This is a genomic window from Streptomyces sp. NPDC001787 (assembly GCF_040297465.1).
Lineage (GTDB): Bacteria > Actinomycetota > Actinomycetes > Streptomycetales > Streptomycetaceae > Streptomyces.
In genome coordinates, this window is sequence record NZ_JBEOZE010000002.1 from 107,502 (window position 1) to 122,798 (window position 15,297).

Consider the following 15,297-nt stretch of genomic DNA (forward strand, 5'->3'; position numbering starts at 1 on the left):
GAGGCCGGACGGACCCGCTGAACGGGTCCGTCCGGCCAGGGACACCGGCCCGGGGGCCGGAAGCGGATCAGGCTGCCGGGGTCAGAACAGCCGCAGTTTGTCGTCCTCGATGCCGCGCATCGCGTCGTAGTCGAGGACCACACAGCCGATGCCGCGGTCCGTCGCCAGGACACGGGCCTGGGGCTTGATCTCCTGGGCGGCGAAGACGCCCCGCACCGGCGCGAGATGGGGGTCGCGGTTCAGCAGCTCCAGGTAGCGGGTCAGCTGCTCCACGCCGTCGATGTCCCCGCGGCGCTTGAGCTCCACGGCCACCGTCCCGCCGTCCGCGTCCCGGCACAGGATGTCGACGGGGCCGATCGCGGTGGGGTACTCACGGCGGATCAGGGTGTGTCCCTCGCCCAGGATCTCGATCCGGTCGGCGAGCAGTTCCTGAAGGTGCGCCTCCACCCCGTCCTTGATGAGACCCGGGTCCACGCCCAGCTCGTGGGACGAGTCATGGAGGATTTCCTCCATGGTGATGATGAGTTTCTCGCCCGCTTTGTTCACCACGGTCCAGACGCCTTCGCTGTCGTCGGCGCCCTCCTTCAGGGTGCAGGGCGGCGACATCCAGTTGAGGGGTTTGTACGCCCGGTCGTCGGCGTGGATCGACACGCTGCCGTCCGCCTTCACCAGGATCAGACGAGGGGCGGAGGGCAGGTGGGCTGTGAGCCGGCCCGCATAGTCGACGGAGCAACGGGCGATGACGAGACGCATGGTCGGAACGCTACTCGACGACCGGGGCTCCACGCGATTCACCGCCTTCGCACCGGACGCCGCTCTTGACATCCGCGAGCGGGCTTGCCCCTCTATGTGCCCCTTAGTTATTGGCCGGTTGTGTTCCCAATCTCCTGGTGCGGCCCGGACCGCGCGCTTACCGTGTAATCAGGAGGTCGCCGTCCGTGCACACTGCGTCGCCGTCCTCCTTCCATGCCCGTAAGGCCCCGGCCGTCCGTCGGGGTCGCGAGAGGAGAACCCATGTCGCTCGACGTCTCACCGGCGCTGTTGGAACAGGCCGAGCGAGGCGAAGTCGACGAAGCCGACTTCGTCGACTGCGTCCGGACCTCCCTGCCCTACGCATGGGAGATGATCAGCTCTCTGGTGGCCCAGCTGAAGGTCGACGGCGGACAGTTCGCCGACAACCAGACGCCGCCGCCGAACGAGCAGGCACGTGGTCAGCTGCTGCGTGCGCTCGCGAGTGATGCGATACGCGGCGCGCTTCAGCGGCACTTCGGGGTGCGTCTGGCATTCCAGAACTGCCACCGGGTCGCGGTGTTCCCGCTGGATGCCTCGGTTGACGACCGGCTGGCCAAATTCACCTCGGTGAGGGGCCAGTTGCTCAACCAGTCGCCCGAACTACGGGACTGCTGAACGCTTCCGCTGCCGTCCCGGGCCGCGGGAGGTGCAACTGGCTCCGGGGCGGCAGCCCCCGTACCACCGGCACCACCAGGACCACCACCGGCACCACCAGGACCACCAGAACCGTCGGCACCACCGGAACCGTCACAGGCTCCTCACGTCAGCAGCGGCAGCACCTCGGTGCCCAGTCGCCGTACGTTCTCCTCGGTCGCCGCGAGGTCGCCCGACCCCTCGACGAGAAGCGCGAAGCGCGTGATGCCGGTCCGTTCGGCCGTCTCCGCGAGCCGGTCGGCCGCCGCCCCGGGCGCGCCCACCGGGTGCAGCCCGCAGAGCAGCTCCGTGTACGCGACGGGGTCCCGCATCACCCGGTGCCTGTCGTCGACCGTCACATGGGCGCCGAGCCCCTGGCGCAGCCAGCCGGGCATGGCCTTCACCAGCGTCTCCGCGGCATCGACGGGACCGTCCGCGATCTGGGCCACCCCGGCGGAGACGTGGCCCGCCCCCGCCACGACGTCCGGCGGATGACCGGCCTCCCGGGCGGCCGTGCGCCACAGGGCGACCATCTCCGCCTTCTCCTCGTTGCCGCAGTGCATGCCGAGCAGCATCGGGAGGGCCTTCCGGGCGGCCAGCCGTACGCTCTTCGGCGACGTGCACGCGACGATCACCTCGGGCCCCTGTGAGCCCCCGGGGCTTCCGGCCGAAAGCTCGTCGGCCCGGGGCACCACCGCCACCTCGCGGAAGCCGAACCGCTCCCCGCGCCCCGCCACACGCGGCTCCCGCAGCCAGTCGAGCAGCAGCTCCAGCGATTCGGGGAAGCCCCGCTCGTACGCCTCCAGGCCGCCTCCGAACACCTCCAGGTCCACCCACGGGCCGCCCCGGCCCACTCCGAGCGTGAACCGCCCGCCGCTGGTGAGGTGCAGCAGCGCCGCCTGTTCGCCGAGCGCCACCGGATGGTGGTTGGGCAGCACGCTCACCGCCGTGCCCACACGGATCCTGTGGGTGCGGCCGAGCAGCAGCGCGGCCAGTGTGACGGCGGACGGGCATACCCCGTACGGCACGAAGTGATGTTCCGCCAGCCAGACGGAATCGAGTCCGGACTCCTCCGCGACCTCGGTGGACCGGACAGCCCGGTGCAGGGCTTCCCCCTGCCCCTGTCCCGGAAACTGGGCTGCCAGTACGAACGTTCCCACGCGCATCGCTCTTGCCTCCTTGCGGCCCGACGCGGTTCTCCCCTGTCGGCAACAACGTCCGACACGTGCCAAAGGCACGGTCCACGCAGAAGTTGTTGCGATTTTCCGCTAACTCACCCCGTTGCCGGACGTCGCCGCGCGCCGTACCCGACGTCTGCCCGGGGCCGATGGCTCTAGGCTGGACGGACCCTGTCCGTCCAGCCCGTGAGGTGTCACGTGTCCCCGCGCCGCAACCGCCCCCGAGGCGGCGAGAGTCCCACCGACAGCGCGAGCACGCCGGGGGCGCGGTACGGCGGGGGCGGGGGCGGCGAGAGCTGGCAGGGCGAGGAGTGGTCGGTGCGCCCGGTGAGCGGTGCGAGCGCGCAGGGCAAGCGGTACCGCTGCCCCGGCTGCGACCAGGAGATCCCGTCCGGGGTCCCGCACCTCGTCGCCTGGCCCGAGTTCGGCGGGATCGAGGACCGCAGACACTGGCACAAGGCCTGCTGGAACGCGAAGGACCGCCGCACCACACGGGTGCAGCGGTCCAGGAACGCCCCTCGCTACTGAACGGGAACGGTCCCCGCCACCGAACACGGGCGCCGGCGCCGCCGGGCCCGGTCCGGGCCGTCAGACGTCGCGCCGGTCGAGCGAGACGAAGGCACCGGCCAGGGCCACGGCCGCCGCGCCCAGGATGATCCACAGCGGTTCCCAGCCGGAGGGTCCCGAGTTGCTGATCGCGGAGCCGTAGAGCGCCCCGAGCTGGTTGGGGATCGAGTACTCGAACAGGGCCCGCTGGAGGCCGGCCAGGCTGTCCGAGAACATGAACATCGCCAGCACGAGCGGCAGCAGCACCAACGCGATCATGATCGTGATGGCTCCCGCGGAGTGCCGGATGATCGCGCCGAGTCCCAGCGAGAACAGTCCGAGCGTCGCGATGTAGAGCCCCACGCCCACGGTGGCGCGCAGCCAGTCGGTACCCGAGGCGGGCGCGCCGTCCAGGATCGCCGTCTGGAGCCCCGCGACGACCGTGGCCGTGACCGCGGTGATGACGAACGTCAGCAGGAAGAAGACGGTCGCCTTCGCGGTCAGCACCCGTCCCCGGCTCGGGCAGGCGGTCAGCGTCGTGCGGATCATGCCGGTGCCGTACTCGGAGGAGATGGTCAGCACCCCGAGGGTGATCACGCAGATGGAGCCGAGGAGCACCCCGAAGAAGCCGAGGCTGAGCACCGGCTCGCCGCTCAGGTTCGCGTCGGTCGCGGCGACGGCGAAGGCGGACAGCAGCCCGATCGCGAGCATGAGCACGATCATCACGCCGAGCGTCCACATGGTGGAGCGTACGGAACGGATCTTCGTCCACTCGGAGGCGAGGGCGTCGCCGAGGGTGGGGGCCCGGACCGGGATGGGCGAGGCGTAACCGCCGCCAGGGGCGGGCCAGGCCCCCTGCGGCTGCTGCTGGGGGGCCTGCGGGGTGGCCGGCGTCGTCATCGGGGGTCCTCGCTGGTCTTGCGCCCGGTCGGGGCTTCGGTGGATACGGGCGCGGGCGCCGCGGGCCCGGCGGGGGCGGGCGGCACCGCGGGCGGCACGGGGGCCGCCGGACCTGCCGGGGCGCCGGACGCGTACGGGTTCTGGCCGGGCGGCGGCGGGGCGTACCAGCCCTGCTGAGGCGCCTCGGGCACCGGCGGGTGCCCCGGGGCGGGGTGGGCCCCGTAACCGGCCCCGTAGCCCGGCTGGGCCCCGTAGGCGGCGTCCTGATGTCCCTGGCCCGGCTGCGGGATCTGAAGACCCGCCTTGGCGTCCACCGTCGAGCGGTAGTCCACGGCGCTCTGCGTCATCCGCATGTACGCCTCCTCCAGCGAGGCCTGGTGCGGCGAGAGCTCCCACAGCCGGACGTCCGAGGCATGCGCCAGATCGCTGATCCGGGGCAGCTGGAGACCCGTGACCCGCAGGGCCCCGTCCGGCTCCGACATCACCCGGCCGCCCGCCTCGGTGAGCGTGGCGGTCAGCTTCTCGCGCTGCTCGGGCACGTTCTCCGGGACCCGGACCCGGGCGAAGTCGGCGGAGTTCGCGGAGATGAAGTCGGTGACGCTCATGTCCGCGAGCAGCTGGCCGCGGCCGATCACGATCAGATGGTCGGCGGTGAGGGCCATCTCACTCATCAGATGGCTGGAGACGAAGACCGTGCGCCCCTCGGCGGCCAGCATCTTCATCAGGTTGCGGACCCAGAGGATGCCCTCGGGGTCGAGGCCGTTGACCGGCTCGTCGAAGAGCAGCACCTGCGGGTCGCCCAGGAGGGCCGCCGCGATGCCCAGCCGCTGCCCCATACCGAGCGAGAAGCCGCTGGAACGCCGCTTGGCCACGTCCTGGAGCCCCACGACACCGAGCACCTCGTCGACCCGGGCGGCCGGGATGCCCGCCAGCTGCGCCAGCGAGAGCAGGTGATTGCGCGCGCTGCGCCCGCCGTGCACGGCCTTGGCGTCCAGGAGCGCGCCCACCTGGCGCGGCGCGTTCGGCAGATCGCGGAAGGCGTGGCCGCCGATCGTCACCCGGCCCGATGTCGGCCGGTCGAGGCCGAGCATCATCCGCATGGTGGTGGACTTGCCCGACCCGTTGGGACCGAGGAACCCGGTGACGGCCCCCGGCCGCACCTGGAACGAAAGGTTGTACACGGCCGTCTTCGCGCCGTAGCGCTTGGTCAGGCCGACTGCCTCGATCATTCTCCAGCCCCATCGACTTATCTGTCGTCGGGGCACGGGCTGCCTGGCCGCACGCCCCCGTAAGAGTTAGGAGGATAACCAGGGCTTGACGGTTCCAGCCAAGTTCTGATCCTGAAGGAACGGTTCCGGGATCGCTTCCGAGCCGTTCTGGACAGGCTCTACGCGTCCCGCTTCTTCAGCAACACGTACCCGCCGAGCACCGCCAACACCACCCATCCGACCATGATCCCCAGCCCGCCCCAGGGGCCGTACGGCGCCGGATCGCTGTTCATCGCGTCCGGGAGCACCTGCATGATCTTGGAGCCCGCCTGATCGGGGAAGTACCGGGCCACACTCTTGGCACCCGGCACCGCCGACAGGATCTGCGAGACGAGGAAGAAGAACGGCATCAGGATGCCGAGCGACAGCATGGAGCTGCGCAGCATCGCCGCCACCCCCATGGAGAAGATCGCGATCAGCCCCATGTAGATGCCGCCGCCGAAGACCGCCCGCAGGACGTTGTCCGCGCCGATGTCCGTGCGGTGGTCGCCGAGCAGGGCCTGGCCGAGGAAGAACGAGATGAAACTGGTCGCGAGTCCGACGGCCAGAGCCAGTACCCCGGCCACCGCGATCTTGCTGAAGAGGAACGTGCCGCGCTGGGGCACGGCCGCCAGCGAGGTGCGGATCATGCCGGAGCTGTATTCCGTACCGACCACCAGCACGCCGAAGACGACCATCGCGAGCTGGCCGAGGATCATGCCCGAGAAACTGATGAAGGTCGGGTCGAAGGTGGCGCGCTCCACATCGGAGAGATTGTCGAACTGGGAGTTCATCACCGCGCAGAGCGCCGCGCCCATCGCGACGGTGACGCCGAACGCGCTGATCAGCGTCCAGGTGGTCGAGGAGACCGTACGGATCTTGGTCCATTCCGCATTGAGGACCGCGGGTACCGATGCCATCGTCGTCACGCCCCCCTGCCGTCGGGGGAAGCGCCTCGGCCGCCCCGCTGGTTCCACTGCTCGCCCCAGCCCGCACCCACCGGCGGTGGCGGGGCCCCGTCCTGTTCCGAGTGCGCGTGGTACTCCACGGAGCCCGCGGTCATCTGCATGAACGCTTCCTCCAGCGAGGCCCGCTGGGAACTCAGCTCGTGCAGGACGATCTGATGGCGCGCGGCGAGCTCACCGAGTGCCTCGCTGGTGGCGCCGTCGATCTCCAGGGTGCCGTTCCCCGACTCGACCGCGGCGAAGCCCTCCGCGTGCAGCACGTCCCGCAGGCGCTCCTGCTGCGGGGAGCGCAGCCGTACATAACTGCGCGAGTTCTCGTGGATGAAGTCGGCCATCGAGGTGTCGGCGAGCAGCCGGCCCTGGCCGATCACGATCAAATGGTCGGCGGTCAGCGCCATTTCGCTCATCAGATGCGAGGAGACGAAGATCGTCCGGCCCTCGGACGCGAGGGTCTTCATCAGATTGCGGATCCAGTGAATACCCTCGGGGTCCAGACCATTGACCGGCTCGTCGAACATCAGGATCTCGGGATCACCGAGCAGCGCGGACGCGATACCGAGCCGCTGGCCCATACCGAGGGAGAAGCCTTTGGACTTCTTCTTCGCGACCGCGCTCAGCCCGACCGTGTCGAGAACCTCCGCGACGCGGCTCTCGGGGATGCGATTGCTCTGCGCGAGACACAGCAGATTGTTGTACGCGCTGCGACCGCCGTGCATCGACTTGGCGTCGAGCAGCGCTCCGATGTACTTCAGCGGTTCTTCCAGCTCGCGGTAGTGCTTGCCGTCGATACGCACCGATCCGCTGGTGGGGTTGTCGAGATCGAGCATCATCCGCATCGTCGTGGACTTGCCCGCCCCGTTCGGGCCCAGAAAGCCGGTCACCATCCCCGGTCTGACCTGGCAGGACAACTGGTCGACGGCGACCTTGTCGCCGAATCGCTTGGTGAGTCCGTCAAGCTCGATCATGCGTTCACGCTAGAACGGCCGCGCGCCCGGCGCCACCACAAGGGCGGAACCGGGCGCGCAACGGGGTAAGGCTGCCGTGCCGGGGGGTCAGCGGCCCTGCTGGGCCGGCACACCACGGGTGGCGGGCTCGTCGTCCACCGGCGAACCGGCGGCGGCCACCGCGGCACCCGTCAGCGTGGCCAGCATCTCGCGGACGTTGGTCAGCTGCGCGTTGATCGAGTCGCGGCGGTTGGTGAGCGCCGCCAGCTCGCGCTCCGACTCGCTGCGGATCCGGTCGGCCTTGGCGTTCGCGTCGGCCACGATGTCCTCGGCCTGGCGCTGCGCGGTCTCCACCGTCTGACGGGCCCGGCGCTCGGCGTCCGTACGGAGCTTCTCGGCCTCCAGACGGAGCTGCTCGGCGCGGTGCTCGATCTCGGCCAGACGCTTCTCGGCCTTGGCCTGACGGGACGCGAGGTCGCGCTCCGACTGCTCGCGGCGCTTGGCGAGGTTCGTCTCGAAGTCCGCCGCCGCCTGGGCCGCCTTGGCGCGGGTCTCCTCGAAGAGGGCGTCCGCCTCCTCGCGCTTGGACTGGGCGTCCTTCTGCGCCTCGGTGCGCAGCGTGGTCGCCTCGCCCTTGGCCTTCTCGACGATGCGAACGCCCTCGTCCTCGGCCTTCGCCTTGCGCTCGGCGGCGAACGACTCGGCGTCGTTGCGCACCTGCTGGGCGGCCGACTCGGCCAGCTCGCGGTGCTGCTCGGCCGCGCGACGGGCCTCCTCACGCAGGTCCTTGGCCTCCTCCTCGGCGAGGCGGAGAATCTTCTCGACACGCGCACCGAGCCCGGCGTACGACGGCTCCGCGTCGTTGACCTGGGCCTGGGCGTTCTGCGTTTCGAGGTGGAGCTCCTCGATGCGCTTTTCCAGAGAGGTGATTCGGGCCAGAGCACTGTCACGGTCGGCGACGAGCTTGTTGATGCGGTCGTCCACCTGACCGCGGTCGTAGCCACGTCGCACGAGCTCGAAGCCGAAGGGGGAGGAAGGGTCGCTCATGGGTTTCCTGTCGAATGAGACCGGTGAGGTGTTAGGGGGAATCCTAGGGGCCTAAACGGCGTGTCAGCGTGCAGATGTCGGTTTGATCTGGAGAATGACACCCCTTTTGAGTGGCTGACCCCCGGAGCGCTTGCCGCTCAAAGGATTGAATGTCCATGACGAAGCACGGGACATGACGGACCGGCTACCCCTCGGAGGACTTGCCGCCGGACCGGGTGCCCGCTGCCGCCGTGGCCTTGGCGCCTCCTGGGGAGCCGCCGTTGGCCGGCTTCCCGCCCGCCGCCGGAGTCTCGAAGGACTCCAGCGCTTCGAGTACGTCCTGGACACGGGAAATCTCCGTATTGATGTCCTTGCGCCTGCGCACCAGCACATCCAGTTCCCGCCGGCCCTCGTCGACCATCTGCTTCGACTCCGACTCGGCGTCGGCGCGCAGCTTCTCGGCCTCTCGGACCAGCTCGGACTTCTTGGCCTCGGCCTCCTTCAGGAGCGACTCGGCCCGCTTCACCGCGGCGATCCGGACCTTGCTGGCCTCCGAATTGGCGTCCGCCAGCAGCTCCTTGGCCTTCGACTCGGCCTCGTCGCGCTGTTCGGTCGCCGCCTTCATCAGGTTGTCGACGCGCTCGCCGGCGGTCTTCATCTGCTCCGAGGTCTCCCGGCGGGCCCGCTCGTGCAGCTCCTCGATCTCGCTCTCCAGCCGGCTCCGCAGCTCCTCGGCCCGGTCCCGGATCGCGGTGGCGTCGCGCCGCGCGCCGACCAGCAGTTCGTCCGCGTCCGTACGCGCCCGCTCCACCAGGGTGTTGCCCTCGACCGTCGCCTCGGACGTGATCCGCACGGCCTCCTTGCGTGCCGCGCCGACCATCGTGTCGGCCTGCGCCTCGGCCTCGGTGGCGGAACGGAGCGCCTCCTCCTGGGCCTTGCCCATGAGCTGGTCGGCCTGCTCGGCGGCGTCCGCGCGCCGCTTCGCCGCGGCCTCGCGCGCCTCGTCGAGCACCCGGTCCGCCTCCTGGCGGGCCTCGGCGCGCATCTGCTCGGCCGCCGACTCCGCCTCGGTACGCAGCTGTTCGGACTCCTCGCGGGTGCGGGCCGCGTGCTCCTGCGCCGAGCCGAGGGTCTCCGCCGCCTCCGCGCGCAGCCGTTCCGCCTCGTCGGCGGCCTCCGCGACGACCCGGTCCGCCTGGGAGGCCGCGTCCGTACGGCGGCGCTCGGCCTCGGCGGTGGCCTCGCCGACGAGCTGGTTGCCCGCGTCGGTGGCCTCGGTACGGATCCGCTCGCTCTCGGCCGTCGACTCGCCGATGAGCCGGTCGGACTGGGCCGCCGCCTCCGAACGGATGCGGTTGGCGTCCTGACGGGCCTCGGCACGGGCGCGCGAGGCGTCCTGCTCGGCGGAGGCGAGCGCGTCGGTGGCCTCGGTACGGACCCGCTGGCTGTACTCCGAGGTGTCGGCGCGCACCCGCTCCGACTCGGCGATCGCCTCGGAGACCGTACGCTCGGCCAGCGCCTTCGCGGCCTCGGACTCCTCGGCCGCCACCCGGCGGACGCGGTTGGCGTCCTCGGCGGCCCGCTCGCGCTCGGCGTAGGCGTCCGCGCGGACGCGGTCCGCCTCCTCCTGCGCCTCGGTCCTGGTCCGGTCCGCGGCGTGCTCGGCGGTGGAGCGCAGCCCGGCGATCTCCTCCTCGGCCTGCTCCTGGAGACCGGCGACGGAGTCCCGCACCTGCTGGGCCGTCTGCTCGGCCGCGGCGACCAGCTCGGTCGCCCGGGAGTCCGCCTCGGCGGCGAGCCGCTGGGCCTCGGCCTGGGCCTCCTCGACCCGCTTGCGGGCGGAGGCGAGCAGCTCCTCGCTCTGCTCGCGGGCCCGGACGCGCTCCTGCTCGGCCTCGGTGCGCGCCGCTCCCAGGGTCTCCTCGGCCTCCCGGCGACGCCGGTTTGCCTCCTCCTGGGCGGCCGACAGCGCCTCGGCGGCCTCGGTGGCGACCCGCTCCGCCGCGGCGGCGGCCTCGGCCCGCACCCGGTCGGCGCTCTCCTGCGCCTCGGACTTGAGCCGCTCCGCCTCGGCCGCCGCCTCGCCACGCAGCCGTACGGCGACGTTCTCGCCCTCCGCACGGGCCTGCGAGGCGTCGGCCGCGGCCTCGTCACGCAGCCGCTCGGCCTCCGTCTCGGCCTGCTCCTGGAGCGTGCGCAGCCGCTCGGCGGCCTCGGCCCGCAGCCGCTCGGACTCCTCGTTCGTCTCGCGGCGGATGCGCTCCGCCTCGGTACGGGCCTCGCTCAGCGTCTCCTCGGCGGTGGCGAGCCGGGCCTCGGCCTCGGTGTGCAGCCGGGCCAGCTCCTCGGCGGCCTCGGCCTGCCGGGCGGCGACCGCACGCCCGGTCTCCGCCCGCAGCTCCGCCGCCGCCTGTTCGGCCGCGGCGGTGAGGGACTCGGCCTGCTCCTCGGCCTCGGCCCGGAGCTTGTCGGCCTCGGCCCGGGTGCGCTCCAGGGTCTCCTCGGCCTGCTTGCGCAGGGTCGCGGCGCGCTCGGCCGCGTCGGTGCGCACCCGCTCGCTCTCGGTGCCCGCGGAGGTCCGCAGCTCATCGGCGTCCGACCTGGCCTTGGTCAGCAGCTCCTCGGCGGTGCGGGCACCCTCCTCCAACTGCTGGACGGCCTCCCGGCGGGCCTCGCCGCGGATCCGCTCGCCCTCGGCGACGGCCTCGGAGCGCAGCTGCTCCGCCTCGCCGCGCAGCCTGCGGGCCTCCTCCTGGAGCTCGACCGTCTTGGCCCGGTACTCCTTGGTGTCGTCCTTGGCCGCGCCCTTGAGCTGGTCGGCCTGTTCGGCGGCCTCCCCGCGCAGCCGGTCGGCCTCGGCCTCCGCCTCGCGGCGGATCCGGTCGGCCTCCTCGCTCGCCGCTCCGGTGGTGGACTTCGCGTCCTCGGACGCCTTCGTCAGCACCTCCTCGGCGGTCCGGGCCGCCTTGGCGAGCTGGGCCGCGGTGTCCTCGGCGGCCGTGGTGCGCGCCTTCTCGGACGCCTCGGCGACCACCCGCTCGGCCTCGGCGCGGGCGTCGGCGAGGGCCTGCTCGGCCTCCTCCTTGAGCGCCTCGGCGCTCTTGGTGGCCTCACCGACCAGCCGGGCGATCTCGGACTTGGCCGTACGGGTGCGCTGCTCGTTCTGCGACTCGGCGCCGGCCAGCCGCTTGACCGCGGCCTCCTTCGCCTCGGAGAGGATCTTCTCGGCCTCCAGCCGGGCCTCGCGCAGCTGGGTCCCGGCCTCCTGGAGACGCTGTTCGGCCGTCCGGTTCAGCTCGGCGGTCTGCTGCCTGGTCTGCTCGGTCTCGGCGGTCGTCGAGGTCCGCAGCTGCTCGGCGTGGCTGGCGGTCTCCTGCGCCTGCGCCGAGGCCGAGGTCACCAGACGCTCGGCCTCCCTGCGGGCGCGCAGCAGCAGTGTCTCGGCCTCGGACCGGGCCGCCTCGGACTCCGAGCCGAGACGCCGGCGGGTCTCGTCGGCGAGCCGGGTCGCCTCGTTGCGCGCCGCCGTCAGGGACTGCTCGGCCTCGGCGCGGGACTCGTCGAGGAGACGGCGGGCCTGGGACTCGGTACGGGCCCGGAGCTGCTCGGCCCAGGCGACGTTCTCGTTGACGTGGGACTCGACGGTCTGGCGGCGTTCGGCCAGCTCCTGGTCGAGCCGCTGCCTGCGCTGGACGGCCTCCGTGTGCAACTCGGCCTGGAGTCTGGCCTGGTGCTCGGCGTGTTCCTGAAGGATCCGCTGGGTCTGCGCGCGGGCGTCACGGAGCTCACGCTCGGCGTCGCTGCGCAGCTGGTCCGCCTGGACCTGGGCGTTGCGGAGCATCTGCTCGGCCTGGTAGCCGAGGTCCGCGCTGTCGTACGCGGGACGGGTCGCGAGATTGCGCCGGGCCTCGTGCAGCTTGGCACGCAAGACCTCGACCTGGTAACCGAGGTCCTCGGCGTGCTGGACGGCCTTCTCCCGGTCGGTCTTCAGCCGGTCCATCTCGGCTTCGAACCGCGAGAGATGGTCGTCTTCAGCTCGGTGGCTCTCCTGGCGTTCGTAGCCCCGCACTGCGCGGTCCCATCCGTCCCCTGGTCGCAACTCTCCAAACGAGCACCGTTCGCCGGCGAACGGTCCCCCGGGGAATGGTGACAGACAAACGAAGGAGACGCGGCGCGGCCCCGACCCGGCCCCGGCCCGGAACCGCCCACTCTACCGGCCCAGGTATGCGGAGGTCAGTGCTCCGTCCGGGACGTGACCAGTTCGGTGAGCACACCGTGGCAGTCCTTCGGGTGCAGAAACGTGATCCGGGACCCCATCGACCCCGTCCTGGGCTCGTCGTAGAGCACCCTGACACCCTTCTCCCGGATGTCCGCGGCGTCCTGGTCCACGTCCGCGGTCCCGAAGGCGATGTGGTGGACGCCCTCCCCGTTCTTCGCCAGCCACTTGCCCACGGCCGAGTCCTCCCGGGTCGGCTCCAGCAGCTGGAGGTAGGAGGCCCCGCCGTCCGAGGTCCCGTTGATCCTGAGCATGGCCTCCCGGACGCCCTGCTCCTCGTTGATCTCGGAGTGGTACACCTCGAACCCGTACGTGGCCCGGTAGAACTCCACCGTCGTGTCGAGGTCGAAACAGGCGATCCCGATGTGGTCGATTCGCGTCAGCATGGAACCAGTGCAGCGCCCCGGACATGGTTACGCAACGTGCGCGCCATCACACCCGTTGCCGGATGACGGGCGCGGTACCGCTCAGTACATTCGAGTAAACCCTCGTTCACATACAACCCCAAGGGGCCGTGCCCATGTCAGGAACGACCGGTACCACCACCTCAGTGATCGTCGCGGGCGCCCGCACGCCCATGGGCCGTCTCCTCGGCTCCCTGAAGAGCTTCTCCGGGGCCGACCTCGGCGGCATCGCCATCAAGGCCGCGCTGGACCGGGCCGGCATCGGCGGCGACCAGGTCGAGTACGTGATCATGGGTCAGGTGCTCCAGGCCGGGGCGGGGCAGATCCCGGCCCGCCAGGCCGCGGTCAAGGCCGGCATCCCGATGAACGTTCCCGCGCTCACCGTCAACAAGGTGTGCCTGTCCGGGCTCGACGCCATCGCGCTGGCCGACCAGCTCATCCGCGCCGGGGAGTTCGACGTCGTCGTCGCCGGCGGCCAGGAGTCGATGACCAACGCCCCGCACCTGCTGCCGAAGTCCCGCGAGGGCTACAAGTACGGCGCGATCGAGATGCTCGACTCGATGGCGTACGACGGTCTGACCGACGCCTACGAGAACATCCCGATGGGCGAGTCCACCGAGAAGCACAACAGCCGCCTCGGCCTGGACCGTGCCGCCCAGGACGAGATCGGCGCCCAGTCCCACCAGCGGGCCGCCGCCGCCCAGAAGAACGGCGTCTTCGAGGCCGAGATCACCCCGGTCGAGATCCCGCAGCGCAAGGGCGACCCGGTCCTCTTCGCCAAGGACGAGGGCATCCGCGCCGAGACGACCGTCGAGTCCCTCGCCCGGCTGCGCCCCGCCTTCGCCAAGGACGGCACCATCACCGCGGGCACCTCCTCGCAGATCTCCGACGGCGCCGCCGCGGTCGTCGTGATGAGCCGGGCCAAGGCCGAGGAGCTGGGCCTGGACTGGATCGCCGAGATCGGCGCCCACGGCAATGTGGCGGGCCCGGACAACTCGCTCCAGTCGCAGCCCTCCAACGCCATCCGGCACGCGCTCAAGAAGGACGGCCTGACCGTCGAGGACCTCGACCTGATCGAGATCAACGAGGCGTTCGCGGCCGTCGCCGTCCAGTCGATGAAGGACCTCGGGGTCACCTCGGACAAGGTCAACGTCAACGGCGGCGCCATCGCGCTCGGCCACCCCATCGGGATGTCCGGCGCCCGCGTGGTGCTGCACCTGGCCCTGGAGCTGAAGCGGCGCGGCGGCGGCACCGGTGCGGCGGCGCTGTGCGGCGGCGGCGGTCAGGGCGACGCGCTGATCATCCGCGTTCCCCGGTAGATCCCGGCGTATCCCGATGGGGACGCCTTCCGGCAAGGAACACTCCTAACCCCGAGAACGAAGTGAACGGAGCGGTGATGGTGGACGTCCCCACCCTGGTCGAGCAGGCGCGGCAGGGCAGGCCGCGGGCGGTGGCCAGGCTGATCTCGCTGGTGGAGGGGGCGTCACCGCAGCTGCGGGAGGTGATGGCGGCGCTGGCCCCGCTCGCGGGCCACGCCTATGTCGTGGGGCTCACCGGTTCGCCGGGCGTGGGCAAGTCCACCTCGACCTCGGCGCTGGTCTCCGCCTACCGCCGGGCCGGCAAGCGGGTGGGGGTGCTGGCCGTCGACCCGTCCTCGCCGTTCTCCGGGGGCGCGCTCCTGGGCGACCGGGTCCGGATGTCGGACCACGCCTCCGACCCGGGCGTCTACATCCGCTCCATGGCCACCCGCGGCCACCTGGGCGGCCTGGCCTGGTCGGCACCGCAGGCGATCCGGGTGCTGGACGCGGCGGGCTGCGACGTGATCCTCGTCGAGACGGTGGGCGTCGGCCAGTCGGAGGTGGAGATCGCCTCCCAGGCCGACACCTCGGTCGTGCTCCTCGCCCCGGGCATGGGTGACGGCATCCAGGCGGCGAAGGCCGGAATCCTGGAGATCGGCGATGTGTACGTCGTCAACAAGGCCGACCGGGACGGCGCGGACGCCACCGCCCGCGAGCTCAACCACATGCTGGGCCTCGGGGAGGCGCGCGGCCCCGGCGACTGGCGACCGCCGATCATCAAGACGGTCGCCGCCCGCGGCGAGGGCATCGACGAGGTCGTCGAGGCCCTGGAGAAGCACCGGGCATGGATGGACGAGCACGGCGTACTGGCCGAGCGGCGCACCGCGCGGGCGGCCCGCGAGGTCGAGACCATCGCCGTCACCGCCCTGCGCGAACGGATCGCCGACCTGCACGGCGACCGGCGCCTGGACACCCTGGCGGCCCGGATCGTGGCGGGCCGCCTCGACCCGTACGCGGCGGCCGACGAACTCGTGGCGGGCCTCACCGGCGAATCCTGACGGCTCCCGGGGGCGGCGTGCGGGCCGCCC

At 71.6% G+C, this 15,297-nt stretch carries 13 protein-coding genes; 4 read left to right on the plus strand and 9 right to left on the minus strand.

The features are described from left to right. Positions 1 to 81 precede the first annotated feature (81 nt). On the minus strand, positions 82 to 753 hold the full coding sequence (gene nucS, locus ABT170_RS03170) for an endonuclease NucS (protein ID WP_266923909.1): 672 nt from the start codon (positions 751 to 753) through the stop codon (positions 82 to 84). Between the two features lie 261 nt (positions 754 to 1,014). Between nucS and ABT170_RS03175 the strand changes: the two genes are divergently transcribed. Then, positions 1,015 to 1,407 carry an SCO5389 family protein gene (locus ABT170_RS03175; protein ID WP_148020754.1) on the plus strand — a complete coding sequence of 131 codons (393 nt, stop codon included), beginning with the start codon at positions 1,015 to 1,017 and terminating at the stop codon, positions 1,405 to 1,407. Between the two features lie 143 nt (positions 1,408 to 1,550). Here the strand turns inward: ABT170_RS03175 and ABT170_RS03180 are convergent, their stop codons facing one another. Then, a complete protein-coding gene (locus ABT170_RS03180) occupies positions 1,551 to 2,591 on the minus strand; it encodes an LLM class flavin-dependent oxidoreductase (RefSeq protein WP_329946001.1) in 1,041 nt (346 codons plus the stop codon). Between the two features lie 210 nt (positions 2,592 to 2,801). Between ABT170_RS03180 and ABT170_RS03185 the strand changes: the two genes are divergently transcribed. Then, positions 2,802 to 3,131, plus strand: a complete 330-nt coding sequence (locus ABT170_RS03185) for an Rv1322 family protein (RefSeq protein ID WP_329946000.1) — start codon at positions 2,802 to 2,804, stop codon at positions 3,129 to 3,131. Positions 3,132 to 3,191: 60 nt separating this feature from the next. Here ABT170_RS03185 and ABT170_RS03190 read toward each other — a convergent pair whose 3' ends face one another. From ABT170_RS03190 to mce, 7 genes are all read right to left on the minus strand, one after another. Then, a complete protein-coding gene (locus tag ABT170_RS03190; RefSeq protein WP_329945999.1) occupies positions 3,192 to 4,049 on the minus strand; it encodes an ABC-2 transporter permease in 858 nt (285 codons plus the stop codon). Beyond that, entirely contained in the window at positions 4,046 to 5,278 is a 1,233-nt protein-coding gene (locus ABT170_RS03195; protein ID WP_329945998.1) for an ATP-binding cassette domain-containing protein, read from the minus strand. Before ABT170_RS03195 ends, ABT170_RS03190 begins: the two co-directional genes overlap by 4 nt. Positions 5,279 to 5,436: 158 nt before the next feature. Continuing rightward, entirely contained in the window at positions 5,437 to 6,216 is a 780-nt protein-coding gene (locus ABT170_RS03200) for an ABC transporter permease (protein ID WP_329945997.1), read from the minus strand. 5 nt (positions 6,217 to 6,221) lie between these two features. Then, positions 6,222 to 7,226 (minus strand): ATP-binding cassette domain-containing protein, encoded by a 1,005-nt coding sequence (locus ABT170_RS03205; RefSeq protein WP_329945996.1) that lies wholly within the window; start codon positions 7,224 to 7,226, stop codon positions 6,222 to 6,224. An 87-nt stretch (positions 7,227 to 7,313) separates the two neighbouring features. Further along, positions 7,314 to 8,252 carry a coiled-coil domain-containing protein gene (locus ABT170_RS03210; RefSeq protein ID WP_329945995.1) on the minus strand — a complete coding sequence of 313 codons (939 nt, stop codon included), beginning with the start codon at positions 8,250 to 8,252 and terminating at the stop codon, positions 7,314 to 7,316. Between the two features lie 184 nt (positions 8,253 to 8,436). Then, positions 8,437 to 12,300: a polarized growth protein Scy gene (gene scy, locus ABT170_RS03215; protein WP_351863678.1), complete on the minus strand. Its 3,864-nt coding sequence runs from the start codon at positions 12,298 to 12,300 to the stop codon at positions 8,437 to 8,439. 164 nt (positions 12,301 to 12,464) lie between these two features. After that, positions 12,465 to 12,893 carry a methylmalonyl-CoA epimerase gene (gene mce / locus ABT170_RS03220; RefSeq protein ID WP_266923927.1) on the minus strand — a complete coding sequence of 143 codons (429 nt, stop codon included), beginning with the start codon at positions 12,891 to 12,893 and terminating at the stop codon, positions 12,465 to 12,467. A gap of 134 nt (positions 12,894 to 13,027) precedes the next feature. Between mce and ABT170_RS03225 the strand changes: the two genes are divergently transcribed. Continuing rightward, positions 13,028 to 14,230 (plus strand): acetyl-CoA C-acetyltransferase, encoded by a 1,203-nt coding sequence (locus tag ABT170_RS03225; protein ID WP_266923929.1) that lies wholly within the window; start codon positions 13,028 to 13,030, stop codon positions 14,228 to 14,230. 77 nt (positions 14,231 to 14,307) lie between these two features. Continuing rightward, entirely contained in the window at positions 14,308 to 15,267 is a 960-nt protein-coding gene (meaB, locus tag ABT170_RS03230; RefSeq protein ID WP_329945993.1) for a methylmalonyl Co-A mutase-associated GTPase MeaB, read from the plus strand. Positions 15,268 to 15,297 lie beyond the last annotated feature (30 nt).

Excerpts from the sequence above, each read along its gene's own strand:
- ABT170_RS03225 (WP_266923929.1), top strand. The coding sequence starts at position 13,028 with ATGTCAGGAACGACCGGTACCACCACCTCAGTGATCGTCGCGGGCGCC.
- ABT170_RS03200 (WP_329945997.1), bottom strand. The coding sequence starts at position 6,216 with ATGGCATCGGTACCCGCGGTCCTCAATGCGGAATGGACCAAGATCCGT.
- mce (WP_266923927.1), bottom strand. The coding sequence starts at position 12,893 with ATGCTGACGCGAATCGACCACATCGGGATCGCCTGTTTCGACCTCGAC.
- nucS (WP_266923909.1), bottom strand. The coding sequence starts at position 753 with ATGCGTCTCGTCATCGCCCGTTGCTCCGTCGACTATGCGGGCCGGCTC.
- ABT170_RS03210 (WP_329945995.1), bottom strand. The coding sequence starts at position 8,252 with ATGAGCGACCCTTCCTCCCCCTTCGGCTTCGAGCTCGTGCGACGTGGC.
- ABT170_RS03175 (WP_148020754.1), top strand. The coding sequence starts at position 1,015 with ATGTCGCTCGACGTCTCACCGGCGCTGTTGGAACAGGCCGAGCGAGGC.
- ABT170_RS03180 (WP_329946001.1), bottom strand. The coding sequence starts at position 2,591 with ATGCGCGTGGGAACGTTCGTACTGGCAGCCCAGTTTCCGGGACAGGGG.
- ABT170_RS03190 (WP_329945999.1), bottom strand. The coding sequence starts at position 4,049 with ATGACGACGCCGGCCACCCCGCAGGCCCCCCAGCAGCAGCCGCAGGGG.
- meaB (WP_329945993.1), top strand. The coding sequence starts at position 14,308 with ATGGTGGACGTCCCCACCCTGGTCGAGCAGGCGCGGCAGGGCAGGCCG.
- ABT170_RS03205 (WP_329945996.1), bottom strand. The coding sequence starts at position 7,226 with ATGATCGAGCTTGACGGACTCACCAAGCGATTCGGCGACAAGGTCGCC.
- ABT170_RS03195 (WP_329945998.1), bottom strand. The coding sequence starts at position 5,278 with ATGATCGAGGCAGTCGGCCTGACCAAGCGCTACGGCGCGAAGACGGCC.